The sequence below is a fragment of the Scytonema sp. PRP1 genome (assembly GCF_036697665.2).
Classification (GTDB): Bacteria; Cyanobacteriota; Cyanobacteriia; order Cyanobacteriales; family Nostocaceae; genus Kalymmatonema; species Kalymmatonema gypsitolerans.
Genome location: NZ_JBAHYJ020000056.1, coordinates 47411 through 73469, shown reverse-complemented (window position 1 = coordinate 73469; position 26059 = coordinate 47411). Strand labels below are relative to the sequence as shown.

Below are 26059 nucleotides of genomic sequence, written 5' to 3'. Positions count from 1 at the left end.
TGTGAAAATTATGTGTTGTAAGAAGGGAAGGGCGTTGCGTTTGTTGCTTTGAGTGTGCAACGCCTTTGCACGAAATCAATGATTAGCGATAGCGACGGTAGGTACGATCACGACCGGAAGCATTTTGGCTCTGGTTGTTGTTGGTTTCGCTGTATTGGTCAGTGCTAGAACCATCAACAGCCGCACCATTTTGAACGGTGGTTTGGCGAGCATCTTGACCTTGGCGAACATTGCGATCGCGACCGTAGTCGCGGTAGTAGCCAGGGCGACCGTTTCTCTGATTTTGCACTTGGCGGCTGTTGGTTGTGGAGGTTTGAACCGTAGAACTACCGTTGGTAGCAGCACCATTTTGCTCAGTGTACTGGTCAACGCTCTGTGATTGTTGCGCAAATGCAGCGGTAGGAGCAATCATCAAACCAGCAGCCAGCAAACCGAAAGCGATAGATTTGTTTAACATTTTGATGTAACCTCGTTAGTTGTGTGTGTTGTTTTAGTGTTTTGTTGTTTTTCGGAGAGTGAACACCTTTGTTTCCGTAGGTAGGTATTTAGATGTGTCTTTACCTCTAGGAGTTCCTTCGGGTGTTTCTCTTTTTGTTTTTTGTTTTCCTATTGAGAGCTACATAATCGAATCGCATCATTTCGGATTTCTCTTTTGAGATTTTTGAAAAATTGCGCTTGCGCTTCATCTGCTCTCTAGTTCACCCTCCCCCCCCAGAGATTACTCAAGATAGAGGTGAACTCTATACTTAACTGTTTTAACCAAAGAACTTGGGTGCGTCAAGAGCTAAGCTGAAATTTTTAGGCAAAAATTTTTGAGCACAAATTTTTTTTGGTGTTAAAATCTACGGCTAAAGGTTAGATATATACGCTGTAACTGTGAAACAGAAGGCAAAACCACGGATAGCTTTTCTACGTGAAAAAGCAGGGCTAACGCAGCTCGAGCTTTCGCGCCTCGTAGGCGTGACTGAAAGTACCATTCAGAACTGGGAAAGCGGAAGGACTGGAACAGAACACATTGAGAGAATAATTAAGTTTTGCAAAGCTCTGAATTGCCAAGTAGAAGATTTAATTGATTACGTAAGCAATTCACCCGAAGAGCCTGCTGCAAAACTTAGCTCGCTAAGCGAAATCCATCATCTATTGGGGACTGACGAACCTTCCCTAACTCCTAGCCCTAATTCTGAAGTTGCTCAAAAGCAGCAAGTTAGTCATTAGTCATTAGTCATTAGTCATTAGTCATTAGTCATTAGTTTTCCCTCACTCCGTCACTCCCTCACTCCCCACCTCCCCACTCCCCTAGCTCGCCGCCATAAAGTATCTACCGTCACAAATTGATAGCCCTGTTGTATGAGTTGAGGAATGAGGATTCCTGTTGTTGCGGCAATATCTTGTCCGCCGCAAGCACCGTCATGCAACACAATCAGTGACCCATTACAGACTTGCTGGAGAATTCGCTGCACTACTATGGCTACTCCTGGTCTTACCCAGTCCTCCGGTACAACACTCCACATCACGGGTCGATAATTCCACTGCTCAAGGAGTTTTAATGTTGTAGGTGTAAACAAACCGTTGGGAGGACGGACATCACGTACTTTTTCGGGTGCAAGATCACAGGCGTTGTAGATAGCAGCTTGGGTTTTTTCTAAGCTGTGCTTGAGTTCCATCGGGGAGAGCATGGGAAAATTTTGATGGTCATACCCATGTAACCCAATCCAATGCCCGCGATCGCACACCTCTTTAGCTAAACTTGGTGAACGGTTGACACAAGCACCTAACCAGAAGAAACTAGCTGTGATGTTGTAACGGTCTAAAACTTTCAATAGTTCGGGCGTGTATTGAGGATGGGGACCATCATCAAACGTCAATGCGATCATTTTGGAATTTGCATCACCACACCAAAGGCAGTTAGGAAACGTTGGTTTGAGGATGCGGTAGAAAATTGGAAATAGGGGAGCCAGTTGCATTTAGAGCCTACTTGCTGTTTTTCGTTTTATGTACTAGCACGCTAAACCAAAGCTGAGTCATCTGTTGCCTATTTTTCAACTTCATCATAAAATTTCCGTGAAAAATATTAGCCATCCGCTTAAAGATGCAGGAACTTTATTGTAAATATTTATGAATATTCTATTTTTCAAATTCCCATTGTTCTGCTGCTTGTACGGCTACCTTAATCGCATTGTCAATCGCAACGTCTTTCTGTTCTAAAATCACTTCTTCACCAACTGTACGTTGAGCGACGACACCGCACACGCAGCCTGCTCTAAAACCATACACACCTGCCATTTTTAACAAAGTGCCACACTCCATTTCGTAGTTCAGCACGTTCAAAGACCGATATTCTTCTGTTATACCGCGCAAAGAACGCAACAACTGTCGATTCATAAACTGAGTTCGCTCTTGTCCTTCATAGAATGTATCGACTGACGCAGTCACACCCATATAATGTTTCACCTTCAATTCCCGTGCAGCCTTTACCAAGGCTACCGTCACAAACGGATCGGCTGCTGCGGGATACTCAACAGGTGCAATATCGTTAGCGGCTCCTTGTCGGCATAAGGCAGCATTTGTAATTACGATGCTACCAACCGATACGTGTTCTTGAATAGAGCCGCAAGTGCCGACGCGAATGATCAGCTTAATACCAACTTGTATCAACTCATTAACAACAATACTTGTGGATGGCGCTCCCATACCACTCGTGGCAGATAACAGCGCTTTCCCGTTGGGCAAAATGCCCAGATAACTGTTTAACCCGCGGTTTTCAGACAAAAGACGCACAGAGTGTAAATAGGAGTGAGCAATGAGCCGCGCCCGTTCTGGATCACCGGATAATAAGGCAATGGTTGGCGATCGCTCTCCAAAGTGATCTGTTGCGAACCCGATATGATACAGCTTGGCATGATTCATTAGTGCTAAGTCCTGAGTATCAAGTTTATTTGCAACCTAAACAACGCATACAAACAGAGAAAGCCATTATCACCGAGGAAATTTCAACCAGTAATTGAAAGTGCAACGGGGTGAGCGCATATCCCCAAACCAGGAAAATTCCCCCACCGGTCACAGCTGCAATGCGATGAATCTCGTCTTTTGTACTAAGTGCTAGTACAAAAGTCCCTATACCAATTATTAATAAGACAAAGCCAGTCATGTAAGTCCTGTAAGACTAAATAAGGGTGAGCCTAGTAGTATAGCTGGTCGTAACGGTTCTCAATTGCATGGACTACACAGTAGAGGTACGGCAATGCCTTTACTGTTCACTAGTACTGTTTTACTCATTTTAAATACTTATCGCACCAATTCACCATTTCCCAAAGTACATGAGCAACCCCTTCACGAGAGCGATAGCCGTGGTCTTCTAAAGGTAATACCACCAAGCGAACAGTTGCTCCCAATCCCTTGAGCGCTTCATACAGCCGTTCTGTTTGTAGTGGATATGTACCAGCATTGCTGTCTTTTTCCCCGTGAATCAGTAAAAGTGGCGCTTTGACTTTAGCAGCATGAGTAAAAGGAGACATATGAATGTAAGTCTGTTGTGCCTCCCAGAAATTGCGCTGCTCTCCTTGAAAGCCAAAAGGAGTCAGGGTACGGTTATAAGCGCCACTCCTGGCAATGCCGATACGGAATAAATCAGTCTGTGCTAGTAAATTCACGGTTGTAAACGCACCATAAGAGTGTCCCCCAATACCAATACGATTGGGATCGGCAATGCCACGTTCTACCACATAGTCTACTGCTGCTTGCGCTCCAGCAATCAATTGCTCTACGTAAGTATCATTTGGCTCGGCATCACCTTCACCAATAATTGGCAAAGTGGGACCAGAAAGAAGTGCATAACCCTGGGTTAGCAGAAATAAAACAGAAGCACGGCTGGGACGGCTAAAAGTGTTTTCAGATTTCGTGATCTGTCCTGCAAATTCCTTATCTTTAAATTCTTCGGGATAAACCCAAAATAACATCGGCAGAGGACCATCGCGCTTAGGATCATAACCAGGAGGCAAGTAGAGTTTAGCCGACAGCTGCACGCCATCTGAGCGCTGATATTTCACCAACTCACTCTCGACTCCAGCCAACTGAGGTGCAGGGTCTTGATAATGAGTCAGGGCAATGGGAACCTGATTATCGCGAAGGTTAAACAGAAAATAATTCGGTGGCTCAGTTTGAGACTGGCGACGAGTAATCACAGTTTGTGCTTCATCATCTAGCAGATAACAGATTTCCTCTAAGTAAGGATCTTGGCACTGCCATAGGCGATGCGTCTGTTGTGTTTCCAAATCGAAACTATCTAAAAATGGATAAACGCCGTTGGGTGATGCTCCTCGTCCACTAAGGTAAATGACATGACTTTGTGGTGCAAAGCGCAGAACTCTATACCTGTAAGGTCCTACAGTCATCAAGGCTGAGCCTGGGTCACTGTATTTATCTTCATAACTGCGATCCAATAGGAGTTGCGGCTGTGTTTCAGGTGCTTGGGGGTATATGCGCCAGATTCGCTCTTTGCGGGTATTGTACCATCGTTCCCAAACCAGAGCGACATCTTCTTTCCCCCAAGCAAGGCTATGGAAGCGATACTCGGATTGCCAAAGTTGCTTTGGTGTATCGCTAAACGGAGCATTTAATTCAAACAAAGCATCCCGTTTTGCAACGTCACAGGTAGGATCACCCTCGTCTAAAGCTTCTATCCAGCACAATGTCGCTTGTACATCGCAGCGCCAAGAAACTCCCCTTCGTCCTGTGCGCACTTCGTCAAATTTGGTTGTACGACGCACAAAAAGTGGTACATCAGCGACTTCGTAGACTAATTTCCCTGCATCATCAACAACCTGAATTTTTTTCGGAAAATATGAGACGGGAACTTGGTAAGAAAACGGTCGCTGCAGCGTAGTCAGTAGAATGAATTTGCTGTCAGGAGAGGGTATGGCTTGATGAATAAGACTGCTAGATACCAACACAGTACGGTGACCATCGAGCGTCACTTTCTCTAAAGTTGAGGTTAAGTAGTATTCAAGTAGCGCCTCATCGTGCGGATTTTGCAGTAGATTTGTATACGTCCGAGTTGGGCTTTTACCGTGCAAGTTTTCTTGAATCAGAGGTCCTGGAGGAACTGCTGGTTCAGAAGGGGGCTTTGCGCGATCGCTCTCAACGAACTTGCAAATCAGTGTCTCATCCGACAGCCAACAATACGGTTCTCCATATGCAGCGTTGAGAACTGGTTCTGTTAAGCGCCTGGTGGTGCAATCAGCAACATCCACAACCCACAGTTCTAGCCCTGTTGCTTGAGTCAGGGTAAAGGCGAGTTTTTGACTATCAGGTGACCACCTTAAAAACCCAATTTGGGCGTTATCAGGAAGCGCCACCGTTTTGCTTATTTCAGGAGAGGCGATCGCCCCTTGGCTTTGCCCAATCGCCCTTATTTTAATACTCCCGTAAGGGTTGTGGCGAGCAGGTGCGTTCGTTTTGGGATTAATGAATAATCCCGCCAAAGCAACTTCTACTTCTGCAAGTAAGGCGATCGGGAGCAACAAAGGCTTTTCTAACTCCACCATCCATTCCCTGTTAGGAGAGAGGAGAATTGTCGGTGGCGGTGGAGCATCGAGAATTTGGTTAATCGGTTCTGGGGGAGATTGCCAGAATTGTTCAATAATGGGGGAATTGGTGGGAAATTTGTCCATTTTGAGTCGGGTGTTGGCAAGCTCTTATTCCAAATTACCAACACCTGACTCAGAATACATCCTGAAATGGTCACTTTTCTACAGTGTACGGGGTGGAAACAAAGGATGTAGTAGTTTGCAAACTTTACACTCCTACAGCCCCACATCGGGCTAAGTTGTCATTGCCACTTCAACATCTTCTTCTATTTTGGGTTTAGCTTCCTGAAACTCCCGACCTAGTTGAGCCAGTTGTTTTTGGTTCATACACTTACGGACAGCGCTAAAAATTTCCCTTTCTTCTTCTTGTACGTGGTGCTGAACCGCTTTTTTTAGCTCACTCATTTTTGTTTTAAACTCAGATTCGGTCGGTTTGAGCATCTTGAGTTCTTCTAAAAGCGCTTTGGCTTGTTCGTGTTCTTCTTGGGCTTCTTGAATATATTTTCTCGTTTCTTCATACTCTTGCATTGCTGGGTAGAAGACAAATTCTTCAGCTCTTGTGTGCAAGTTCAACATTTTGTAAATTTGATTAAAGTAATCATACAGTTTGGTATTTTCAGCAGTTTCTATTTTTGCAAAGAGTTGCTCAACTTGACGATGCTCGGCTTCAATTAATGAAAGGATGTCCTGAGTTCTAGCTGTAGTCATATCTGTTTACTCCTTGTACTGTAGGTAACATTTGGATACTTGTCACTATAGGTTTAGAACCATCTTGACTCACCAATTTCTGACAAACTTATAACCTCAGCCATAATTTCAATACTTTTTTTCCAACAGTCAAAAATCAAGCTAGTTAGTAATTGCCTTTCCTCTATACTCTTCCTTAAGGTTTTTAAATTTATTTCTTATGAAAGATGAATAAAAAAAATTGCAATGTTTTAATCAATATTATCGGCAAGACGAATGGAAGGGCTTTAAGAAATGAACATCATTGCATGGGTAGTTTTAGGGCTTTTAGCTGGTGCAATTGCTAAAGCTATCTATCCTGGTTATCAAGGTGGTGGAATTCTTGCTACTATTTTGTTGGGAATCGTTGGTGCTTTTATCGGTGGAAGTCTTGGAGTTCTTTTGGCTACTGGAAGACTAGTCCTAACGGCTCCTGCTTTTAGCCTCCCTGGTTTGGCTTTAGCTGTTATCGGCGCACTACTTGCTATCTTCATTTGGCATTCATTCGCCCGTAGAACTATTTAATAATAATTAAAAATTTAATTTGTAATTCGTAGCTCGTAATTAGATTGGTAATTATGAGTTACGAATTATTAGTTAATATATAATTTTTTTATTTTTCATTATGTATTTTTTTGTATATTATTTTACTCAATATTGATTGACTTTCCAACTTGAGGAGTGAAGCAAGTAGATCGACTTATATAAATAACACAATTAAGAACACAGCTAAGCTCAAGTGCAAACCTTGCTGCCTTGTGTCCTCAGTTCGCTCTATCTTAGAAGGCAGGCAGAAAGGAAGAGTGTTTCAATTTAATCTTTCTTTAGTTAGTCTTTCTTCACTTAATCTTTCTACACATAGTTGTGTTTATTTGTGCCTTCCTACTTATACCAATTCTCAGTGACATTGGACTTTATTTACCCCCGGCACTCTCCTTCCCCCAAACTATTAAAGGGACTATAGGGAGGTTAATTTTTGTATCTCTTTAGAGAGAAACGGTATGAAAAAGTAAATTTCTACTACCAAAATACTTATTATCTCTTCACCACTTTTATACAATTTTTGATAGTCCAAAAGCTAGATGAAGTTTCTGGTAGGTGAAGCAAAATAAAAAGTGAACAGAGATAAACAATACCATATTTACAAGCCATGACAACTAACAAAGCAACCAATTCCAACAACACTGTGTCTACCTCCCAGCATGAGAGCAAAGAGGAACTCAATAAAAAAACCTCAGTACAGTTTGTCACCAGTGTTACAATCGGCGTTTTAACAATTATCCTTGTTGCTGCAAGTGCTTATTTCGGAATCATTCGCTTCTAATACTACTGATTAAACGATGTCTAAAATTTTGGAGTAGCCATAGAAAATGGATTATGGCTACTCCAATTCAAATATTTCTATATATTTTTAGGTTTAGTGTATAAAACCGTCATGAGTGAGTTCGGTTAAGCTCACTTAGGAATAACAACAAGCTTGCTAAAGTAGTTTTTAGAAGTATAGTGAACTTTGCAATTTGCAGGTTACTACCGTGAATAATTTGTCAAATATCAACTCAGAATCTTTTGGCGAGGCTTCGGGAAACAACTTGCTGTGGCAGTATGTTCAATCTATGAGTCCACAGACAGTTACCCAACTTTCCAAGCCATCTTCTCCTGACGTGCTTCAGGCAATGGAACGTACTATTGTAAGTATGTTGGGAAACCTACCATCAGAAGACTTTAACGTACTCATTACCACCAATCGCGAAAATCTTGGAAGGCTACTAGCTGCTGCGACGATGCATGGTTATTTCCTGCGTAACGCAGAACAACTGATGGCTTTTGAAAAGTCTTTACAAGCAGCAGATGCTCATTCAGAGGATTAACTTCAGAGGATTAACAATCAAGCCATTTCGCTGCGCTTTAAATATATACGATTGAGGGGGCGATCGCTGTTTTTTGGCGATCGCCCCCTCACTTTTCATCAAACCTAGTCAACAGCTTTCTTTACCCTAGCTCTTTTTCACCTCCTGAGCCATTTTTCGGTAGTAGTCCATTTGAGGATTAGGACGACGCCGAGAAGCGGTAGGGGTTTCAAGAGCTTTTGTAACTTCAGCTTCAATTTTTTCTTGTGTTGTCTCTCGTTTTATACCCTGTGCTGAATCAGGTTCTAGGAAATATCCAGAACCAGAATTGGAAAATCCAAAGAGTTTAGCGAAGAAACCAAAGACATTTCCCAGGAAATTAAAGATATTTCTCAAAACAACAGAGAAAAAAGCTGCAAGGCGAATAAAAGAATTCTGAATAATTTGTGTTAAACGAGACATAGTATAGCCTCCCGTAGCTGCACATCTTTATTGTGACTTACTAAACTAAAGATGTGCAGCTATTTTTTTGTATATTGAGAAATTGTCTGGGTGGGTTGACAAACCAAGTTTCAACCAGATCGAGAGCCCAAAACTGGTCTAACAAAGTTTGTCGATTTGGGCTCCCCAGATTTTTAGTCTTCGTCAAGAGCCGGGAAAGCTTCTTCAAACCGCCACAATTCATTTTTATTTTTAATGAACCAAATACGAGTTTCTGGAGTTAATTGACTCCAAACTTTTTCAATGGCTATGTGGGGAGATGAATACCGATACTCTTGACCAAGCGCTTTCAAATTTTGTGCGACATCATCAGGAACGCCGAACTCTTTCCAATCAATTTCTCTGTGTATTCCAGATACTCCCTTACCAGGGTCGAAAATTAACTGTGCAGTTCTGATTAAGTCAGCGAAATGTACTGGTCTGAGGTTATTTATCTCCTGAATCTGGAGTGATTCGTTATCGTTTTGAGACATCGTTACGTTCGTGGTGAAGATAGTTTGTCCATTGGACTTACCGCCAGAGATATTCACCTCGATGCTTCTAGTTTAGCGCAGAGTCAAGATAGAGTATTAGTCAACTCCCTAAGAACGCAGTTGAGCTAATAGCACTGTAGGGTTCCAGTAAGCGCGAGTTGTTTGAATCTTACCAGCATCGTCAATTTCAAAAACTGTTATGCCTTCAAAGGTCACTGACTTGCCAGTTTTACTGATACCCTCCATTGTCCATTTTACTGCTGCCTGATTGCCTGCGACGAAAATATGCTCTGTTGTTGGTTCCAGCTTCTCAAATGCGGCTTGCAATTGCCCAATAAACTCCCGAAACCCCTCATGGACTTTTGTTGGCGGATGTCCAACTGGATCGTAACTCACAGCATCTTCTGCAAAGTTTTCCACCCAGCCTGTTGGGTTCATTGTTGCAATGTTAGCAAAGTAGGAAGCAACAACGGCTTCGATAGCTTTTGAGTTATTCTCCGACATGGCTAAGATATTTACTGTTAACTGAAAATGGCTTCGGTTGGTTACTCATTTTCAATCAGAACTGTAACCGCAGCGACAGCTATTAACATTTCGTCATTTTTATCATTGAGCGCCTCAATTGCTTTACCCTGAACCACCATCCCCCCAGACTCAACGGTGAGAGTTTTGCGACCAAAAGGCAACACAGCCAAAACTTCGTCTTGTCGTACTTGCTCTGGGTAAGGCACTGCAACCTTGACTTCAACGATCATATCATCTGGATCACTTAAGCCAGCGACTTCCGAAATGCCAGGCAAAGCATTGTGTGCGATCGCATTTCTCACAGCCCTCGCCGCTGCTACCGTTGGTTCCTGTCCATGCTGATCCACTCCCATGCCCATTTCAATAATTAAGCGTTTGCGTGCCACACTGACCTCTCATTGTAAAGTTTTCTTCTTCAAAGCCTACAAGATTTTTGGATTCATATCTTGTAATAAAATTACATACACTTTCATTACAAGATATGGTATCCGCCTACGCCGCTGTTGTACCCCTCAGATCCCCGACTTCTTAGAGAAGTCGGGGATCTTATTTCTCACGTTCGCGCAGCGTGCCCGCAGGGCTTATCATTTAGGATTCCTATATGTCTACGCCGTGTTAACTTCAATTATTTTTTGTAGTATATGTAATATAAAAAGATCTTTTTTGAGTCTGGAAATTATGAACCAGTATCGCTTCCAGCGGTCATTCTCAAAAGACCCAACCTTAAGCAGTCGCCTGTTTAACCTCCTAGAAGTTGTGTTTCCTGAGATTGGAATCAGCAATGCTGCACAATGTGCGAGAAAGCTAGGCGCACCGTGGGAAGATGCTTCAACTCCATTCATGCGCTTCCAGGATGATCTAGCTATCACTCATGTGGGAGTTGTGGAAATTCCCATGCAACTGATGAGCGAAATGGTGACAGTTGGAGGAATTCACGGAGTGTGTACGCGTCCTGAGTTTCGACGACGCGGCTATTACCGAGAAGTCATGCAAGAGGTGCTAAACTACTGCGACAAACGATACAAAACTCTGGTGCTGACCACAGCACAACCTGAATTATACGAACCTTTTGGCTTTCGCGTTGTCCAAGAATACGTTTTCATCTCAAAGTGCGATAGCCTAGGCGGTACTCATGGCTTGCGATCGCTAAATACTAACAATATCGATGATGTCAAATTGTTACACAGACTTTTGGAGACACGCGAACCAGTCTCTCACATTCTGGGGATAGTAAAGGAGAAAGCCGTATTTTGCGTCAACGAAGGAAGCAACCCTCTGCACTATGCTGAAGACTTGGATGTCATCCTTTGCATAGAAATAGAAAATACGAAACTCAAGTTATTCGACTTGTTAGGAACAAAGATTTGTACTTTAGAGGACATCCTTAAAAGGATACCCCAAGCTCTAACGGAAGTAGAAATCTATTTCAGCCCAGAACGCCTGAATGCCGAAGTTCAAGCATTTCCTCACCAACTCAATGGTGATTCCTTGCTAATGGTTCGCGGTGAATTTCCGCTGTTTGGGGAGAAGTTCATGCTACCACGTTCCACACGTTGCTGAACCTCTACAAATCTTGTATAGCTGCGTTTTTAGGTGTTGTTAGGGCTGAATCAATGTAAGGTAACTTGAGCCAAAAATGAGACTCCCGTCTCATCAGCTTTTTCAAGCTGGTTCTAAAATGAAGGCTAATGCAGATATCAAAACCATCGTACTGCTAAAGATGACCCGTCCAAGTACGGGATGTGTGCATTCTATCTAGGTTTTCCCAAACAGGTGAGGCAATTCGTTGCCTAAATTGAGGCATTTTGCTAAAACAATTTTAAATGCAAATATAAACCTCTCATCGCTCACAGTTGAAGTTTCATCAGTTCCGTGGGGAAATTTTAAGTTCTGCGTTCTGTGTTATCCTCAGATTCATAGTTCTGTTGCCACCTCTATGTGGAACCAGTTTCCAATAGATGACGTCAAGAGTATACTCTTTTATACTGAAGCAGTGACGATGCAAAATCTGAACAACAGGGAAGTGCAACAAGAAGCTATTGCAGTGGCAAAGGCAAGATGTAGACTGGTAGGTAGTCACTTATCGGTGCTACCTACAATGCTAGGGTCGCTTGAAGAGCTTCCACAGAACAAGAACACCCTGTTCGTGGCAGAAATAGGCGAAGACGTTTACAAGTTGAACCAGATGGTGAACAAGCTAACAACTGCTGGGATTGTCAACCGGATAAGTAATACCATATACAGGCAATATCCTAATTGTCACCCTCGTGATAAACCGTCTCTATTTCAATTCCTTATAGAGATTTATAAATAACCTTTCTACCCGATGAGTCAAGCCCGGATAGGCATTCCCAAAATCATACCATGTCCCATGATTCTTTGTACCATATCCGAACGAGAACTACTATAACCTCTATTTCTGAGCGACCCATTCATCAAATACCATTTATTAGCTATTCACCTAGTGGTGTTGGTGTAGTTCACAGAGTTTTGCCTGTTTTGTTAGCAAAAGTTGACTCATTACCAGATGGGTTGGAAGCTATCATCGCCACCAGCGATCTACAGGGAATTGACCCGAGCAATCACCGCCTTCTCGGTCATCTTGTGAGTGAAGAGCTAGAAAACTTGGCAGAGTCGGGAAAAATTCCATCGCCACAAACAACGGGTGTCATTTTAGCAGGAGACCTTTACGCAAAGATAGATAAGCGTGGTGGTGTAGGAGATGTCCGTGAAGTTTGGCAAGCTTTTAGTCGCCGTTTTCGTTGGGTTGTTGGGGTAGGAGGAAACCACGACAGTTTTGGAAAAACACCACAGGAAATCCAAGCATTTCAAAATGGGCAAGATATCCATTATTTAGATGGCGATCTCACTTGTCTTGATGGAATTCGCATCGCCGGAATTTCAGGAATTATTGGTAAGACAACTAAACCTTTCCGTCGTTCTGAAGAAGATTTTAGAAAACTTGTACAGGAAGTACTCAACGAGTCACCAGACATTTTAATTCTGCATGAAGGTCCCAACGATGCAGAAGCTAGATTGATAGGGAATGAGTCAATTCGTGGCGAACTTACAAAAGGGAGTAATTTATTAGTTATTTGCGGTCATTCTCACTGGAGAGTACCAATGACAGCTATGCCCAAAGGAGTACAAGTGCTAAATGTAGATACTCGGGTTGTTGTCATGGCAAAGATGAAATCGTAAAGTTTTACCACGTTGAGTATCTTTAAAAAGGATTAAACAACTCTGCCTCCAGTATGTGAGGAAGTTACCGTAAACAGATACCCGTCTGGTCCTGAAAGGGTAAATGATTTGTGAACTCTACCCGTTTCAATTTCAGAAGGAGTGAATCCTAACTCACTCAAAGCATCTCGTGTCACAAAAACATCATCCACCATCAAATCAAAGGGCGCATTTGTTCCAGGAGCGATCGCTTCTTTAGTCTTTCTCAACACTAAGTGCGTGCCTCCCCGTAATTCCAAAACCGCAAATTCTTCCGACTGAGTAACGTACCGTAGCCCTAACTTGAGGAAGAAATCGGTAGCGATTGAAACATCACTCACAGTTAGTTTCACATGAGCGATCGCCACCGGAGGACGATTATCTGTTTCTTTTGTTATTGTTTCTTTCAGTTGCATAATATTAATCCGAGAAAATGAGGGCAAATCTTAATTATTGGTAATTAAAAATTCAAGAACGAGATTATTTACCAATGTTCCTAGTTAGCATTAGCTTTAGCAGCTACCAATCGAACTAACTCAACATCTAAGCCTAACGCCTCAGATATTTGTTCGACAGTTGCACCTAAACTCAACATAAAAGGAACTGCTTCCAATTTACCTTCTTGCTTACCTTCCTGCTTGGCTTCTTGATAAACTTTAGTTTGTTTTAACTCGCTAAATCCAAACATTTGCTCAATTTCCTCTCGACTTTTCAAAGGGAACTTATAGACAATAATCGTTTCTATCAATTCGAGAAATTCTCGTTGGGTGATTTCCGAGGCTATTTGTTGTCTGGCGAGGTTAATTAACTCCCTGGCTTTTGTGACTGCACTCTCCGAAGGCTCTATTACTAATTTAACAGTCTCAATACCAATCGACTGTTCTGCTGTGGAGTCCAATTCATCCAAATATATGCGCGTGACTCGTCCAGATGAGAGTAACTCTATATACCGTTCTGTTTCTCCTATATCAATACTGCGACTTGGATAAACTACCACTCCACGCCAATTGTTGGTAAGTTTGGTTTTATCAAGGTAAAGAAAGATTTCCGTAAACAAGCGAGAGTAGAATTTTTTATCGGGTTGAAATTGGACTTCGACGAAGTAGATGGGCGATGATGCATTACTTTTGGGGAGAAACACGCCATCAATGCGGAAAGCGAGTTGTTTGACTTCAACGGATGAAAATTGGTAGGCGTTGGCAGTTTCTGGGGGTTGGTTGATGAGTTCAAAGAAGATGCTGGGGAAGCTTTGGAATAAGCGGTAGAATATTGTGTCTGTTTTCACGCTAATTGATGCTGGGTTGGTGGCGTAACTTTTGATTTTACTTGATTTCTCGTTCCCAGACTCCGGCTGGGAACGAATACTATGAGGCTCTGCCTCACTATTCTTCTGGAGGCACACAGAGCCTCTTGATAGGCGTTCTCATGCTGAACATGGGAACGAGATAAAAATTGGTTTAAAAGTCCTTAAGTTCTTCATCAAATTCTAGCGAAACGTTAGGTTCAGTCGATTTCACAGATTCTACAGTTTCCCCAAAATCTACATGATTTTCATATTCTTCGTATGAATCTTCAAATAATTCAGGCTCTTTTATGGAAATTTCAACAGTACCATCTTCGATATCACTCTCAGGTAATTCGTACTCTCCACTGCTTAAGATAGCTAGCACCATTTTTATTTCTTGTTCATCTTCTAAGCTAACACCTAAACTATCACCGTTATCCTGAGTTATAAATTCAGGAACTTGGCTAATATGCATTGGCTCAGCTTCTTCACCTAAGGAAAAAACAAACCTCTCTCCTTCATCATGAGTAGAGTAATATCTGTTGTACTTGACGTAAACTTTCCCATCAAAATCTGGTTTTAGTGTTTGAATCGCCAAATCTACAAACGATTCAAAATCAAGGTATTCGTTATTGTATATAGCAGTTAATAATAGCTCTACGTCTTCAAAATAATAGTAATTATCGTTTACAAACTCCATAAAATAATTTTGCTCTAGTTTTTCGTACAGGTAGCATAGAATTGTACCTAATTGTTTGTCGCCTACACTTATTAGTTCACGGAGTTTAGACACTATGCTTTGCTGCTCGCCATCTGAAACAGCCGCGATTGCTTTAGAATAAACTAGTAAAGGCTTAAAACCTGCTTCCAGTAAAGGCTCCGCCAAAGTCTCAAACAATGAAGTAAGCCGCAAAACCTCCCCCATATCCTCCTGCTGCACCCTCTGACTCAACGCCTGCGCCAACTCCCGCGCTACCTTATCCGGCTTAGTATACGCCAACGCCGTCCACTCCTGAGCTTGTGCTAAATCCTGCGTATCTGCGTCATCATCAGTCAACCTTTGCGCTACATAATCCAGCAAAAACTCCCCCAACTCATCAAATCGTTCTTGTCCAAATTCCCCTTTCAATTCCCGCAACAACAAATTGCGATCGCCAATATCCATCTCATACATCTCATAACCCACCTGACGACACAAACGCGACAGCAACACATGAGCTACAGCCGTCCAAGGGGCTTCGGGGACAAAGTTTGCCCAAATTTGGTAAAGTAAATCAGGTGTCAGTACCAAAGGAAACGCCGCATGACGAGCCAAGTTGCGGTGTGCTTCCCCAAACTGCTGGGCAAACCCTTCAACCCGTCGCTGGGCAATTCGCATTTCCCGCTCTTTGTTTGTGGTAGGCATCAAAAAACCTCAACTGACTTCCATCCCAAATTAAAGCCTAAATTAAATATTATCCCGTACCCAATTTCTAAAAGCTTGAATGGCTTGAGTTCTACCAGAAAGTTGACTCTGCTGGACGTATTGATTGACTAGCTCAATTATCGGAGTATTTGGAAAAGTAGGACTAGAATCTGACTCTATATATTTTCCAGCTTGCAAGACATTAATCTGTAACCCTTGTTTTCCGTATCGCCAAAGTTCTGGTACTCCCAAAATTTGGTAATTGTCCAATTGCGTGCGGGAAGTTAAATCAATTTCTATCGCTAAATCTGGGGGTGGCTCGACACTCATATCGAGGCGATTTTTACCGATAACTGCCGCTTGATTTTGAATGTAAAAACAGGCATCGGGTTCGACTGCTTGAGTCATGTGTTCATTTTTCAAAGTTGTCGAACCCAACGACTCAAACGCGATTTGTCGTGCCTCTAATAAAATTTTTACCATATCGCCAATAATTTCTTTAGCTTTTTCATGTTCGGGCAAAGGAACCATAATTTCTAAAAATCCATGACTATAGGAAAGTCTGGCTGCACGATGTTCTCCCAATTCTGCTAAAATATTTTCAAATTGCTGCCAGCTAATGTCCTCAAGTAGCAGTTGCTGTCCCGGTTGAATCCTCAATTGTCTTAACTCTAATAGCATAAAGATTCATCCAACTCTTTTACTACAATATATCGACCCCGCAACACACTAGTCGTAGAGTGTTAAAAATTTCTAGTAGTGGTAGTTCTTCTAATTTCATGATTGTTGCAAATACCGCAGATGGTCTTCCCATTTCTTCAGCAAAACTTCCGGGAACGGGATTTCTCCCTCAAGCTGCTTTAACACCTCATCTTGAGGAAATTGACGTAACACCGCAAACCAATCAAGCAACTCACTGGTGCTAACTTTTTTACCAGCTTTACCCTTCTCCATTTTCTGCCGCAGTTCGCTAAAACGCTTCACCGCAGCTTCTACTAAATCAGAGGAAGATTCGGGGAAGTGGGACTTGACAATATTAGCTAATTGTGAGTGTGGAAACTGAATATAATAAAACAGACAGCGCCGTAGGAAAGCATCAGGTAAATCCTTTTCATCGTTGCTGGTAACGAAGACAATCGGAGGGCAATTTGCTTTGACTCGTTGAGGTAGGGAGCTCTTGACAGGGAACAGAAAGTGTACTGTGTTTTTTTCAAAATAAAAAAAACGTCAAAGAGTATGTGTTTTGTGGGATGATGTTCGATTGGTTTGCGCTCTCGTCATGATTTCAAGGAGCAAAGACGATGGAAACACGGTTTTTAGGCAAGTCTGGTCTCAAAGTTTCCGTTTTAAGCTTTGGCACAATGACTTTTGGCGGCAGTAACTTCTTTGAGCACATGGGGAAAACCCAAGTCGATGAAGCCCAACGTTTGATTGAGATTTGTCTTGAAGCAGGTGTTAATATTTTCGATACCGCAGACATTTACTCACAAGGACTCTCTGAGGAGATTCTCGGCAAAGCTCTTGGCAAACGTCGCTCTGAAGCAATTATCGCAACGAAAGCGTACGGACGTATGGGGCAGGGACCGAACGATCTCGGTCTATCACGATATCATCTGATCCGCGCCTGTGAGGATAGTTTACGACGGCTTGGTACTGACTACATCGACCTGTATCAAGTTCATGGGTTCGATGCGCTCACTCCACTTGAAGAAACCCTGCGAGCTTTGGATGATCTCGTCCGCAGTGGAAAGGTTCGCTACATTGGCTGTTCCAACTACTCAGCTTGGCATTTAATGAAAGCACTGAGCGTGTCGGAGCGATTGGCATTAGAGCGCTATGTATCACAGCAGGTCTACTACTCGCTTGTAGCGCGAGAGTTGGAGTATGAGCTTATTCCACTTGGTCTCGACCAAGGCGTTGGTATCCTTGTGTGGAGTCCGCTAGCCTTCGGTTTCCTCACCGGTAAGTACCGTCGCGGTCAACCAGAACCAGAGGGGACACGGTGGGCGACGATGGGTGATTTTGGAACGGTTAGTGACGTGGAGAAAGCGTACGATATTGTAGAAGCTTTGGATGAAATAGCTCGTAATCGTGGAGTCACCGTTGCTCAGGTAGCGCTCAATTGGCTTTTGCGTCAGCCTGGTATTACATCAGTCATTATTGGAGCACGTAATGAGCAGCAGCTCAAAGATAATCTCTCAGCAGCAAATTGGGAACTGACATCGGACGAATTGAAACAACTCCATTCGGTCAGTGCAGTACCACCGATCTATCCGTATTGGCATCAGCAGAAGTACGGTTCTGAGCGCATTCCACAATCTCTACAATAAGCATTGTGAAGCTGAAAGGAATAAATGTTTTTGAATAGGCGATTGGCTTAATGCTGCTCGTCTATTCTGTATTTTTACGCACTCAACAAAAATCAGTATCCCTCTCAAATGAAGGTGGTTTCTTGACGATCGCACATCCAATCAAGAGTCTTCAAGATCACAAAACCAACAAGAGTACTGGCTGCTGCTGCTAACCATAAGTTATTTGCAGTGAACCCAGAGGTCATAGTGTGACTTGCAACTTTCTGATTATCTAAAGCCAAGCCACCAACAAAGGAACCAACAAAAAAGCCAACTCCCCAACATTGGGCGTTAATAGCAAGATAAATACCCCGCAGTGATTCAGGAGCTATCTCTGCAACAAAAGCAGTTGCAAAGGGGCTGTATGTAACGTGGGCGATCGCAATCACCAATTCCTACTGCTGTTGCTGATAAGCCGACCTGATTGACGAAAAAAATTGGAGCATAGAATAAAGTAAAACCGCTACCACTCTGAGATAAAAATCGAGCAACCGCAAGAATCCAAACCTGAGAATTGAGTTGCGGTAGCCAGGATAAAAGTATGTGGTTAGAAGAAAATTTCATGTATTTTTGGTACAAAGATGGTACAACTTTCTTTGTGATTCTAAATCAGCTTTGTCCCGATATTTTCCCTGAACCTACAGCTACTTCAATCCCTGCAATTCATCAAAAATTTTGAATTTATAATTTTTGAATTCATAATTTTGAATTTTGAATTCCCCAAATGGGTGGTCTCAGCCTAGCCGCAACATCCCGAGCAGCCTTTTGTCCAGCACGAATAGCACCTTCAATGTAGTTAACCCAAATACTAGAGCGTTCCGTACCCGCCCAATGAATCCGACCTACTGGACTATTAAGAGCAGAACCAAAAGTAGTCAGTAAACCAGGTGGTAATGCAGAAATACATCCGCCTGTCCAAGGTTGGCTATTCCAATCAAATTCCACCAACTCTAATGGTTGTCGTGCTGCTTCACCAAAAGTTTCTCCAAGAAATGCAAGGTATTTTTCTTTGCGTTCTAACTCTGGCAACATTGCGTAATCAGGAGCTAACAATCCGACAATAACACCTTTGCTTGCATCTTCTGGCGAAATATCAATTGCCTCAATTTTAGTATCAATACTGAGAAAGTGACCGCTGATGATTTGACCTTGCCACCAAGGTTTTTCATAAATAGCATGGAATTTTATCCAACTCATCGTCTCCCATTGTGCAATCAGTTGACGGTGAATTGAGGGAAGAGGGGGATGGAATTCGATACGAGCAATAGTCTTGGGCATCATCGCCACAATGACTTCCTGAGCATATACAACTCCACGTTCAGAAACCAGTTGAACAAGCGAACCATCGTAACCTGAAATTTCCGTGACAGGCGCATTGACTAAAACCCTCTCCCCGAGGCGTTGTGCGATATTTAAAGAAATCTGTTGTGTTCCACCAACCAAGCCAAAATCCTCAGCAGTCTCTAGTAAATCATTGAATCCTGCTGTGTGGACAAAATGAAGCATCCATAAAAGCGAAACTTTGTTTGGATCGCCACTGAGAATTTGCCGCACGCACCCCTCGAACCAAGCCCGTGCTTCATCAGTCTTTGTGTTCTGCTCAATCCAAGCTCCCATTGTCATAGAATCTAACATGATTGCATCAGGAGCTTGCCAAGGGGCTTCGACTGGAACAGTACGGCACAAAGCCTCAAATGTCGTCATCGCCTCAGCGAAATCTTTTTGAGCAATGTCCGATTCAGATGATGGAGATGGTTCTAGCATGGTCCATTTCTGCCGAAAGCCATATAGCGTTTGTCCTTCAACCTTACCCTTCTTGACAGAAATTCCCATTTCTTCTGCTAAAGCAAGCAAAGCGGTTTGGGTAGGACCTGCCCAAGTACCGCCTTGTTCAACATAACCCCCCGACACGAGTGGATGGTTAAGAGTTCGTCCGCCCACTCGTGAATTGGCTTCCAGCACAACTAGAGATTCGATTCCCAACTTATGCAATTCCCAGGCTGCACTTAGACCAGAAATGCCTGCACCCACAATTGCAACTTCTACATGAAAACTCATGTTGATGACCTTTTTTAAGAAATTATGATATTTACCGTTGCTGCTAGGGAAATTGGATAGCCTACTATAGGCAGTAGTCTAAAAGCTCAAAAGTATAAATTTTATACTACACAATTGGGTGTCGCTTAGGCAAAACTATGTCAATTAACCTTATTGCTGCATAAATCAATCTTGGTTTGATCTATATAGTTCAGTCCAAAAGTTCACTTGACTGCTGTTGTTATATGCACATTTTGTGCATATTATCAATTTCTACGTCCTATTTCCCTAGGCGATCGCCAATAATAAGTCGTTTAGAAATAATCAACAACGAATCAATGGTAAAAATCTACAAAATTCATCCATCTATTGGGATTGCCAGAGTGGGCAACAGCCCTACTCAGTTTTTTATCGGACCAGAAATACCAGGTGTACCACCAATGGAGATTGTCAATGGACAAGAACGACCTCTTCAGAAGTATAAAGATAAACATGGTCTCATAAAACGACAAGCTGCTCGTTTTAGAGTTTTTGAATATGAGCAGAATGAAGAGGGTGTTATAAGCTCAGGACGTGAAATAACTGCTGACGAAGCGACTATCGAATGGCAAGTTCATCTTGTGAATCGTAAAGCAGCAAGTGAAAATCTTAATCAAGGGGTACCCAGAGACCAACTGATTATCGATCCTGGAGTGAGAAGCATTTGTGGACAACAACAGAGTGTTAAATTCCACACAGGCAAATTTTTGGGAGTCAACGTCTATCTAGGGGAACTACAGACGGATGCATCAGGACGACTGGTTGTTCTTGGCGGTAGAGGCAAATCCGCTTCTCCAAATGGCAAAGAAATAACTGGTTTATTCAGCGATGGTTGGTATGACGATGTTTCCGATGGTCCTGTCACGGCAAAGATTACCTTTCCCGGACAACGCCCACGGCAAGTAGACAATTCAGCTTGGGTCATTGTGGGACCACCAGACTTTGCACCCGACATTCAGGGTATTGTCACCCTTTATGATGTTGTGAATCAAGCAGCTGTTACCAGTGGATGGTATTTTCCACCCACTCCACCGTCCTTTAAGTCTGATATTTTTCCTATCCTGAATCGTGCTGTTTCATTACGCTGGGTTAATCATTGGGAGACTTGGAATGATGCGCTGCCGACAGACTGGAAAAAACTCTCCGATTTGCAAGACCCAACTGCACCAGAAATCCGCGAGAAAATCTTTGAATTTATAACATTTCCACCGCTCAATGGTGTACAGCTGACAGAGGTTCAAAAATTAATACTTCAGCACTGGAAAGAAGGCAACTTTATAGATGATTGGACACCTGACTCCTCTAATGTAACTTTAACACCTGAAAATTTAGACCGAGCAGCACTAGAAGCCTGTATTGGCAGTAGTTTTGCTCCAGGCATCGAAGCCGGGTTTCTCATAACATCTCCTCAGATATACTCCGGGTATCTTCGGTTATCTCAGCAAATCCTTCTTCCTGGCTCGTTAACTCAAGGAATGTCTCTTCCTTGGCAAGCAGACTTCTCAGCGTGTGGTGACAATTGGTGGCCGTCACAGCGTCCTAACACAGTTCAACTCGCGCCGGATTATGGTCCACCCAAAGAACTTTGGGATGCTGGAGTTGCTGATGGAAACGGTATGGTACAAAATTTTAGCAAGCTTGGGTTTGTCGTACCAAAACAAAATTCAGTGGGTGAAGTTGTCTTTGTAGAACAGGAGCGCGATCCAAATTTCCCTCGTTCTGCTCTTACTCCTAAATCAAAAGCCCCAAAGTACTGAGTCGTTAAACAGAAATGCCATCTAGTCAACGAGTAAATGTATTAATTATCGGTGGAGGTCCGGCAGGTACTGCTGCTGCGATCGCCCTAGCAAAGACTGGACAGACTGTGGCAGTTCTAGAGCGCTCACGCTACGAGACAACACGAGTCGGAGAAACCCTATCACCACCTGTGCGCGTGTTGTTATCGCAACTGGGAGTGTGGCAGCGTTTTCAGAGTGATGGTCATCTCCCCTCTCCTGGTATTATTTCAGCTTGGGGTAGTGAAGAACTCTACGAGAACGACTTCATTTTCAATCCTTATGGATGTGGGTGGCATCTTGACCGTCGTCGTTTCGATGCAATGCTTGCTTTAGCAGCAAAAGAGGTAGGAGCAAGTGTTTACCTCTCTACACGAGTTGTCACTTGTACTCAGCAACCATCTGGTTGTTGGTGGATTGAGGCTTTGTGTGATGGTCTACCAATAAGTTTCCAAGCAGACTTTTTGGTGGAAGCAACTGGGCGAACCAGTTCACTTGCGGGTAAGCCTGCAACAAAAAGAATGATTTATGACAAACTTGTGGGAGTCATAAAGTTTTTAACAATTAACTCTCCCATCCTTGCCTGTGACTGTCGCACCTTAGTGGAAGCCAGCAACGAAGGTTGGTGGTATTCTGCCGTTTTGCCCAACAACAATCTTGTTGTTGCCTATATGACAGATGCCGATTTACTTCCTAGAAAGAGTATTCCTTTGGCTGATTTTTGGCAGGAATGCGTCCGTAAGGTTCCGCACACGCAAGCACGTGTGGAATCTTGCCTTTGGAACTCCAGTTTTCATACTGTTGCAGCTTTTAGCTATCGCAGGAATTGTGTTGCCGATCATCAATGGCTTGCAATTGGCGATGCTGCATCTGCTTTTGATCCACTCTCATCTCAAGGAATTTATAAGGCGCTGCAATCTGGTATCACTGCTGCAAGAGTTATCAAGGCAAGCCAAAGCAATTGTCAAGCGTCGCTGAACGAATATGCTGCTCATGTGGAAAAGAGTTTTGCAGAATATCTGCAAATGTGGGCAGCATACTATAACAGAGAAAGACGTTGGTCCGATTCTGTCTTCTGGCAGCGACGCCAAACTGTACCTGCAAAATGAACAAGCACCTGCAAGCAGAAACGCTCTATTCGCAGGTTCGCCACCTAAACCACAATTCCAGCTATCAAAAAATTCACCAATTCTTCAGCAAATGCATCATCGCCAGCCTCCTTCCGCTCAGTAAAGACTCGGTTCCAGTGATCAGATGTTGCGTAAGACATAATGCAGTAAGGTATACCGACGCAAGAGATGAAAGTAGGCGATTCATTATACTCTGCCAAATCTCAGAGTTGTCATAACTGCTGCTCCACAAAGAATCAACGCCGCTAGGCGATAGCTTCCCTGGAACCCTGCAACAACTGCCTCAGCGGGAGCAACAGCAACATCTGTACCTGGAGCCAAATTTGCAATCAGCGCTCCAAACACCGCTCCTATCACCGAAACTCCGACGTTAACCCCCAAGGTACGAGACAAAGATAATAACCCAGAGGCAATTCCCAAACGCTCCCGAGGCACCGCTCCCATGACAGTGCTATCGTTAGGTGAGCGGAACAAACCCAACCCAGTGCCAAACACAAGGTAGCGCAGCACATAATCTTGTTCAGTGGTTTGAGCGTCCAAAGTACTAATACCCAGACAACCGCCAATCATCACTCCCAGCCCAATTAAGCAAATTGACCGAGAGCCAAAGCGGTCTGACAGCGTACCCGCTAGTGGAGCAATCAACCCACTAACAACAGGTGACACTGCTAGCAACAAGCCCACTTTTGAGGTTGGATACTGTTTGACTCGCTCTAGAAAGAATGGGGTGATCAGTAACCCACCAGTCAGAACAATGAAAACGAGCCAGTTGTTGAACAAATTGACACTCAGGCGAGAATTGCGAAACATCTGCAACTGTAGCAGTGGTTCTTCCACAAGAGCTTCAACCAAAAGAAAAGTTACTAGAGCGATCGCCGCAAGCAACAGTAACGACAATGCACTACCACTGCCGAAGCCCTCGCTTTGCCCATAAGTCATGCCTAGTGCAAAGTTGCTGAGTGTCACCAGAGTTAATAAGGCTCCGAGCAAATCAAAGTGCTGTTTTTCCTTTTTCCGTTCAGAAGGAGGCACAACCGATGCTATGAGGAAACTCGCTATTAAGCCCAGTGGTACATTGATAAAGAACAGAATACGCCAGTCAGCCCATCCCAAAAGCAGCCCTCCTACCGAAGGACCAAGGGCAATTCCCAGTGAAACAACACTACCAATGATCCCCACGGCTCGTCCGCGCTCCGAAGAAGGGAAGACTTCTGTAATGATTGCCAAACCAAGCCCGGAGATAAACAAAGCACCCAATCCCTGAAGTGCGCGAAACCCAATCAACCAATCAATGCTGGGTGCCATTCCACACAACAGCGAACTCAAGGTAAATAAAACGAGTCCCCCTAAGTAGAGGTATTTCTTACCCCATATATCACCTAGGCGAGTCGCTCCCAAAACTAAACTGGAACTGATGAGCTGATACGCTAGCACAGCCCACTGCGCCCGAGGAAAACTGGTTTGAAAATATTGAACCAGGGTAGGCAAAGCCACGTTAATGATGCCCACATCGAGAGTAGACATGAATACCCCAAGACCGATACTGAGCATCACCAACCATTTTCGAGAGGCAGCTAAAGTTTGGGGTTTTGCTTGTAAGTCCGGCAATCTTCAGCCTCCTCAATTCCTAAAATTTAGATTGATCAATAATTTGTATAAGTAATATTATGCGTGCTTTACTCCGCAGCCAGTTTAGCAATAAACACTTCAGGAACCGACAATCGGCCGTAGAAAGCCTTCGCTCGCACAAAATGATGTTCTCCAAACGAGCAAGATTCAAAACCGAGAGTTTCAACCAGTTGCACATCAGTTACAGTTTGGGCAAAAAATTCCTTGTCTGCAATTCCAGGAGATGCCCACATTTGATGGAAAAGCCCAATATCCATATATAGTACTCTCTGCTTAATAGGGATGTTAAGAGGTAGAAAAATTCAAAATTGGCAATTTAATATTGAAAAAATAATTTTCAATTGTCACTCATCCACACCATCAATAGACAAAAGTTTTGTTTTTATTTTCTGGTATTTGCTTGAATTCAAGCTTAAAAAAAATGAGATTAATTTCTCAAAATTACTAAAGTTAATCTATAGAAATTTTCCTAAATTAAATAAATGAGATGCTACACTTGCTTTTTATTTCTCTTCTACAGATAATGAAAAGATACTTCGTAATTTTATGACTAACTACGAATCATAGCGCTGCCGTTCAACTTACTCATTTTAAATACGGTAAATTGGTCGGTAATATGTATTTTTCTTGATAGGTAGAACTTTATCACCGTTAGTTGCGAAAAGCAAGCAGGATGAATCCAAGTCAGTGTTTATTTAAATTGTAGATTGTTGACAATCTACAATATTGTAGATAAAGTCTGAGTATGAGTAGTTTGCATGAAAAGAGCAGTCGCAAGTCAGCAACTGCGCTCAACTTGTTCGCATTTCTACAAAAATCAAAATGAAAGGGAAGCAACTCCAGCCTGCCATCATACCTCGGAGTTTGGATGTTCAAGCAGCTGATGTCATTCGAGAACAAATTCTCAATGGTACACTTGCACCGGGGAGTCGTTTGCTAGAAATTAACCTGGCAGAGCAATTTAATCTCAGTCGAGCAACTATACGCTCGGCATTGCAGCAACTAACTTATGAAGGCTTGGTTGTACAGTTGCCCTATAAAGGTTGTACTGTTTCGGGACTAAGTTCGCAGGATGCTTGGGAGCTATACACGCTGCGGAGTGCGCTTGAGAGTCTGGCGGCGGGACTGGCGGCTGTTGCAATAACACCGAGTCAGGCAAAAGAGCTTAATGCTGGCTTGCAACAGTTAGTCAAAGCTGTCCAGAAGGGGAATTGGAGCCAAATCGCTGATGCAGACTTTGCCCTGCATAAGGCAATCATTCAACTTGCTGGTCATCGTCGATTACAGGAGCAGTACAAAATTGTTGAACAGCAAATCCGTCTTTACATTATTTCCTGCAACGCAATACATCCAGATTTGGATGACATTGTAGAGCAGCACCGGAAATTAGTAAACGCAATTTGCTCAGGCGATGATAAGAGTGCGGAGCAAATTGCCCGAGACCACAATATTGACGGTAAAGCACTGGTGGAACATCTACGGGCAATAGAAAAACAAAATTTAGAGCAAACAAAGTCTTGAATTAGGAACCA

The 26059-nt window shown here is 43.1% G+C and carries 30 protein-coding genes; 12 read left to right on the top strand and 18 right to left on the bottom strand.

The window, feature by feature from the left end:
* Positions 1–82: 82 nt before the first annotated feature.
* Positions 83–457: a hypothetical protein gene (locus V5G28_RS11310; RefSeq protein ID WP_332987489.1), complete on the bottom strand. Its 375-nt coding sequence runs from the start codon at positions 455–457 to the stop codon at positions 83–85.
* A gap of 419 nt (positions 458–876) precedes the next feature.
* Between V5G28_RS11310 and V5G28_RS11305 the strand changes: the two genes are divergently transcribed.
* Complete coding sequence (locus V5G28_RS11305) at positions 877–1215, top strand: helix-turn-helix transcriptional regulator (protein WP_332987488.1); 339 nt, start codon at positions 877–879, stop codon at positions 1213–1215.
* Between the two features lie 50 nt (positions 1216–1265).
* Here the strand turns inward: V5G28_RS11305 and V5G28_RS11300 are convergent, their stop codons facing one another.
* The 4 genes from V5G28_RS11300 to V5G28_RS11285 all read right to left on the bottom strand — a co-directional run bounded on the left by V5G28_RS11300 (position 1266) and on the right by V5G28_RS11285 (position 6293).
* A complete protein-coding gene (locus V5G28_RS11300) occupies positions 1266–1964 on the bottom strand; it encodes a polysaccharide deacetylase family protein (RefSeq protein WP_332987487.1) in 699 nt (232 codons plus the stop codon).
* A 160-nt stretch (positions 1965–2124) separates the two neighbouring features.
* Positions 2125–2907: a nucleoside phosphorylase gene (locus V5G28_RS11295; RefSeq protein ID WP_332987486.1), complete on the bottom strand. Its 783-nt coding sequence runs from the start codon at positions 2905–2907 to the stop codon at positions 2125–2127.
* Between the two features lie 365 nt (positions 2908–3272).
* Positions 3273–5669: a S9 family peptidase gene (locus tag V5G28_RS11290; RefSeq protein WP_332987485.1), complete on the bottom strand. Its 2397-nt coding sequence runs from the start codon at positions 5667–5669 to the stop codon at positions 3273–3275.
* Positions 5670–5819: 150 nt separating this feature from the next.
* Positions 5820–6293, bottom strand: a complete 474-nt coding sequence (locus tag V5G28_RS11285) for a hemerythrin domain-containing protein (protein WP_332987484.1) — start codon at positions 6291–6293, stop codon at positions 5820–5822.
* 273 nt (positions 6294–6566) lie between these two features.
* On the opposite strand from V5G28_RS11285, the gene V5G28_RS11280 reads away from it, so the two are divergent.
* From V5G28_RS11280 to V5G28_RS11270, 3 genes are all read left to right on the top strand, one after another.
* Positions 6567–6836, top strand: a complete 270-nt coding sequence (locus tag V5G28_RS11280; protein ID WP_332987483.1) for a GlsB/YeaQ/YmgE family stress response membrane protein — start codon at positions 6567–6569, stop codon at positions 6834–6836.
* Positions 6837–7461: 625 nt separating this feature from the next.
* Entirely contained in the window at positions 7462–7635 is a 174-nt protein-coding gene (locus tag V5G28_RS11275) for a hypothetical protein (protein WP_332987482.1), read from the top strand.
* 208 nt (positions 7636–7843) lie between these two features.
* Positions 7844–8179 (top strand): DUF760 domain-containing protein, encoded by a 336-nt coding sequence (locus tag V5G28_RS11270; protein ID WP_332987481.1) that lies wholly within the window; start codon positions 7844–7846, stop codon positions 8177–8179.
* A 126-nt stretch (positions 8180–8305) separates the two neighbouring features.
* On the opposite strand, the gene V5G28_RS11265 is transcribed toward V5G28_RS11270, so the two are convergent.
* From V5G28_RS11265 to V5G28_RS11250, 4 genes are all read right to left on the bottom strand, one after another.
* Positions 8306–8620 (bottom strand): threonine dehydratase, encoded by a 315-nt coding sequence (locus V5G28_RS11265; protein ID WP_332987480.1) that lies wholly within the window; start codon positions 8618–8620, stop codon positions 8306–8308.
* 173 nt (positions 8621–8793) lie between these two features.
* Positions 8794–9132 carry a hypothetical protein gene (locus tag V5G28_RS11260; protein ID WP_332987493.1) on the bottom strand — a complete coding sequence of 113 codons (339 nt, stop codon included), beginning with the start codon at positions 9130–9132 and terminating at the stop codon, positions 8794–8796.
* Positions 9133–9240: 108 nt separating this feature from the next.
* Positions 9241–9636 carry a nuclear transport factor 2 family protein gene (locus V5G28_RS11255; RefSeq protein WP_332987479.1) on the bottom strand — a complete coding sequence of 132 codons (396 nt, stop codon included), beginning with the start codon at positions 9634–9636 and terminating at the stop codon, positions 9241–9243.
* A gap of 41 nt (positions 9637–9677) precedes the next feature.
* Entirely contained in the window at positions 9678–10043 is a 366-nt protein-coding gene (locus V5G28_RS11250; protein WP_041034785.1) for a Lin0512 family protein, read from the bottom strand.
* A gap of 292 nt (positions 10044–10335) precedes the next feature.
* Between V5G28_RS11250 and V5G28_RS11245 the strand changes: the two genes are divergently transcribed.
* From V5G28_RS11245 to V5G28_RS11235, 3 genes are all read left to right on the top strand, one after another.
* Complete coding sequence (locus V5G28_RS11245) at positions 10336–11217, top strand: GNAT family N-acetyltransferase (protein WP_332987478.1); 882 nt, start codon at positions 10336–10338, stop codon at positions 11215–11217.
* Between the two features lie 439 nt (positions 11218–11656).
* On the top strand, positions 11657–11971 hold the full coding sequence (locus tag V5G28_RS11240; RefSeq protein ID WP_332987477.1) for a hypothetical protein: 315 nt from the start codon (positions 11657–11659) through the stop codon (positions 11969–11971).
* Between the two features lie 50 nt (positions 11972–12021).
* Positions 12022–12858 carry a metallophosphoesterase family protein gene (locus V5G28_RS11235; RefSeq protein WP_332987476.1) on the top strand — a complete coding sequence of 279 codons (837 nt, stop codon included), beginning with the start codon at positions 12022–12024 and terminating at the stop codon, positions 12856–12858.
* Positions 12859–12890: 32 nt separating this feature from the next.
* Here V5G28_RS11235 and V5G28_RS11230 read toward each other — a convergent pair whose 3' ends face one another.
* From V5G28_RS11230 to V5G28_RS11210, 5 genes are all read right to left on the bottom strand, one after another.
* Entirely contained in the window at positions 12891–13292 is a 402-nt protein-coding gene (locus tag V5G28_RS11230) for a VOC family protein (protein WP_332987475.1), read from the bottom strand.
* A gap of 80 nt (positions 13293–13372) precedes the next feature.
* Positions 13373–14161 carry an Rpn family recombination-promoting nuclease/putative transposase gene (locus V5G28_RS11225; protein WP_332987474.1) on the bottom strand — a complete coding sequence of 263 codons (789 nt, stop codon included), beginning with the start codon at positions 14159–14161 and terminating at the stop codon, positions 13373–13375.
* 172 nt (positions 14162–14333) lie between these two features.
* Complete coding sequence (locus V5G28_RS11220; RefSeq protein WP_332987473.1) at positions 14334–15566, bottom strand: hypothetical protein; 1233 nt, start codon at positions 15564–15566, stop codon at positions 14334–14336.
* A gap of 42 nt (positions 15567–15608) precedes the next feature.
* On the bottom strand, positions 15609–16247 hold the full coding sequence (locus V5G28_RS11215; RefSeq protein ID WP_332987472.1) for a Uma2 family endonuclease: 639 nt from the start codon (positions 16245–16247) through the stop codon (positions 15609–15611).
* 96 nt (positions 16248–16343) lie between these two features.
* Positions 16344–16550, bottom strand: coding sequence for a hypothetical protein (locus V5G28_RS11210; RefSeq protein WP_332987471.1), 207 nt, complete (start codon positions 16548–16550; stop codon positions 16344–16346).
* Between the two features lie 317 nt (positions 16551–16867).
* Between V5G28_RS11210 and V5G28_RS11205 the strand changes: the two genes are divergently transcribed.
* Positions 16868–17896 (top strand): aldo/keto reductase, encoded by a 1029-nt coding sequence (locus V5G28_RS11205; RefSeq protein ID WP_332987470.1) that lies wholly within the window; start codon positions 16868–16870, stop codon positions 17894–17896.
* Between the two features lie 104 nt (positions 17897–18000).
* On the opposite strand, the gene V5G28_RS11200 is transcribed toward V5G28_RS11205, so the two are convergent.
* Positions 18001–18306, bottom strand: coding sequence for a hypothetical protein (locus tag V5G28_RS11200; RefSeq protein ID WP_332987469.1), 306 nt, complete (start codon positions 18304–18306; stop codon positions 18001–18003).
* A gap of 152 nt (positions 18307–18458) precedes the next feature.
* Between V5G28_RS11200 and V5G28_RS11195 the strand changes: the two genes are divergently transcribed.
* Positions 18459–18596, top strand: coding sequence for a hypothetical protein (locus V5G28_RS11195; RefSeq protein WP_332987468.1), 138 nt, complete (start codon positions 18459–18461; stop codon positions 18594–18596).
* A gap of 17 nt (positions 18597–18613) precedes the next feature.
* Here V5G28_RS11195 and V5G28_RS11190 read toward each other — a convergent pair whose 3' ends face one another.
* The gene (locus V5G28_RS11190; RefSeq protein ID WP_332987467.1) at positions 18614–19975 is read right to left on the bottom strand and encodes a flavin monoamine oxidase family protein; all 1362 of its coding nucleotides are present in this window, start codon (positions 19973–19975) and stop codon (positions 18614–18616) included.
* A gap of 317 nt (positions 19976–20292) precedes the next feature.
* Between V5G28_RS11190 and V5G28_RS11185 the strand changes: the two genes are divergently transcribed.
* A complete protein-coding gene (locus tag V5G28_RS11185; protein WP_332987466.1) occupies positions 20293–21750 on the top strand; it encodes a LodA/GoxA family CTQ-dependent oxidase in 1458 nt (485 codons plus the stop codon).
* 14 nt (positions 21751–21764) lie between these two features.
* Entirely contained in the window at positions 21765–22877 is a 1113-nt protein-coding gene (locus V5G28_RS11180; protein ID WP_332987465.1) for an NAD(P)/FAD-dependent oxidoreductase, read from the top strand.
* Between the two features lie 207 nt (positions 22878–23084).
* Here the strand turns inward: V5G28_RS11180 and V5G28_RS11175 are convergent, their stop codons facing one another.
* Together V5G28_RS11175 and V5G28_RS11170 are read right to left on the bottom strand one after the other, a co-directional pair.
* Entirely contained in the window at positions 23085–24506 is a 1422-nt protein-coding gene (locus V5G28_RS11175) for an MFS transporter (RefSeq protein WP_332987464.1), read from the bottom strand.
* A 68-nt stretch (positions 24507–24574) separates the two neighbouring features.
* Positions 24575–24784: a hypothetical protein gene (locus tag V5G28_RS11170; protein WP_332987463.1), complete on the bottom strand. Its 210-nt coding sequence runs from the start codon at positions 24782–24784 to the stop codon at positions 24575–24577.
* Positions 24785–25349: 565 nt separating this feature from the next.
* On the opposite strand from V5G28_RS11170, the gene V5G28_RS11165 reads away from it, so the two are divergent.
* Positions 25350–26048 (top strand): GntR family transcriptional regulator, encoded by a 699-nt coding sequence (locus V5G28_RS11165; protein WP_332987462.1) that lies wholly within the window; start codon positions 25350–25352, stop codon positions 26046–26048.
* Positions 26049–26059: the final 11 nt, after the last annotated feature.

Bases quoted from the DNA above. Each gene is read 5' to 3' on its own strand.
- V5G28_RS11180 (WP_332987465.1), top strand. From the start codon at position 21,765: ATGCCATCTAGTCAACGAGTAAATGTATTAATTATCGGTGGAGGTCCG.
- V5G28_RS11215 (WP_332987472.1), bottom strand. From the start codon at position 16,247: ATGCTATTAGAGTTAAGACAATTGAGGATTCAACCGGGACAGCAACTG.
- V5G28_RS11310 (WP_332987489.1), bottom strand. From the start codon at position 457: ATGTTAAACAAATCTATCGCTTTCGGTTTGCTGGCTGCTGGTTTGATG.
- V5G28_RS11205 (WP_332987470.1), top strand. From the start codon at position 16,868: ATGGAAACACGGTTTTTAGGCAAGTCTGGTCTCAAAGTTTCCGTTTTA.
- V5G28_RS11235 (WP_332987476.1), top strand. From the start codon at position 12,022: ATGTCCCATGATTCTTTGTACCATATCCGAACGAGAACTACTATAACC.
- V5G28_RS11255 (WP_332987479.1), bottom strand. From the start codon at position 9,636: ATGTCGGAGAATAACTCAAAAGCTATCGAAGCCGTTGTTGCTTCCTAC.
- V5G28_RS11290 (WP_332987485.1), bottom strand. From the start codon at position 5,669: ATGGACAAATTTCCCACCAATTCCCCCATTATTGAACAATTCTGGCAA.
- V5G28_RS11170 (WP_332987463.1), bottom strand. From the start codon at position 24,784: ATGGATATTGGGCTTTTCCATCAAATGTGGGCATCTCCTGGAATTGCA.
- V5G28_RS11265 (WP_332987480.1), bottom strand. From the start codon at position 8,620: ATGTCTCGTTTAACACAAATTATTCAGAATTCTTTTATTCGCCTTGCA.
- V5G28_RS11165 (WP_332987462.1), top strand. From the start codon at position 25,350: ATGAAAGGGAAGCAACTCCAGCCTGCCATCATACCTCGGAGTTTGGAT.
- V5G28_RS11300 (WP_332987487.1), bottom strand. From the start codon at position 1,964: ATGCAACTGGCTCCCCTATTTCCAATTTTCTACCGCATCCTCAAACCA.
- V5G28_RS11280 (WP_332987483.1), top strand. From the start codon at position 6,567: ATGAACATCATTGCATGGGTAGTTTTAGGGCTTTTAGCTGGTGCAATT.
- V5G28_RS11240 (WP_332987477.1), top strand. From the start codon at position 11,657: ATGCAAAATCTGAACAACAGGGAAGTGCAACAAGAAGCTATTGCAGTG.
- V5G28_RS11185 (WP_332987466.1), top strand. From the start codon at position 20,293: ATGGTAAAAATCTACAAAATTCATCCATCTATTGGGATTGCCAGAGTG.
- V5G28_RS11220 (WP_332987473.1), bottom strand. From the start codon at position 15,566: ATGCCTACCACAAACAAAGAGCGGGAAATGCGAATTGCCCAGCGACGG.
- V5G28_RS11295 (WP_332987486.1), bottom strand. From the start codon at position 2,907: ATGAATCATGCCAAGCTGTATCATATCGGGTTCGCAACAGATCACTTT.
- V5G28_RS11260 (WP_332987493.1), bottom strand. From the start codon at position 9,132: ATGTCTCAAAACGATAACGAATCACTCCAGATTCAGGAGATAAATAAC.
- V5G28_RS11275 (WP_332987482.1), top strand. From the start codon at position 7,462: ATGACAACTAACAAAGCAACCAATTCCAACAACACTGTGTCTACCTCC.
- V5G28_RS11245 (WP_332987478.1), top strand. From the start codon at position 10,336: ATGAACCAGTATCGCTTCCAGCGGTCATTCTCAAAAGACCCAACCTTA.
- V5G28_RS11285 (WP_332987484.1), bottom strand. From the start codon at position 6,293: ATGACTACAGCTAGAACTCAGGACATCCTTTCATTAATTGAAGCCGAG.
- V5G28_RS11190 (WP_332987467.1), bottom strand. From the start codon at position 19,975: ATGAGTTTTCATGTAGAAGTTGCAATTGTGGGTGCAGGCATTTCTGGT.
- V5G28_RS11195 (WP_332987468.1), top strand. From the start codon at position 18,459: ATGTGGTTAGAAGAAAATTTCATGTATTTTTGGTACAAAGATGGTACA.
- V5G28_RS11230 (WP_332987475.1), bottom strand. From the start codon at position 13,292: ATGCAACTGAAAGAAACAATAACAAAAGAAACAGATAATCGTCCTCCG.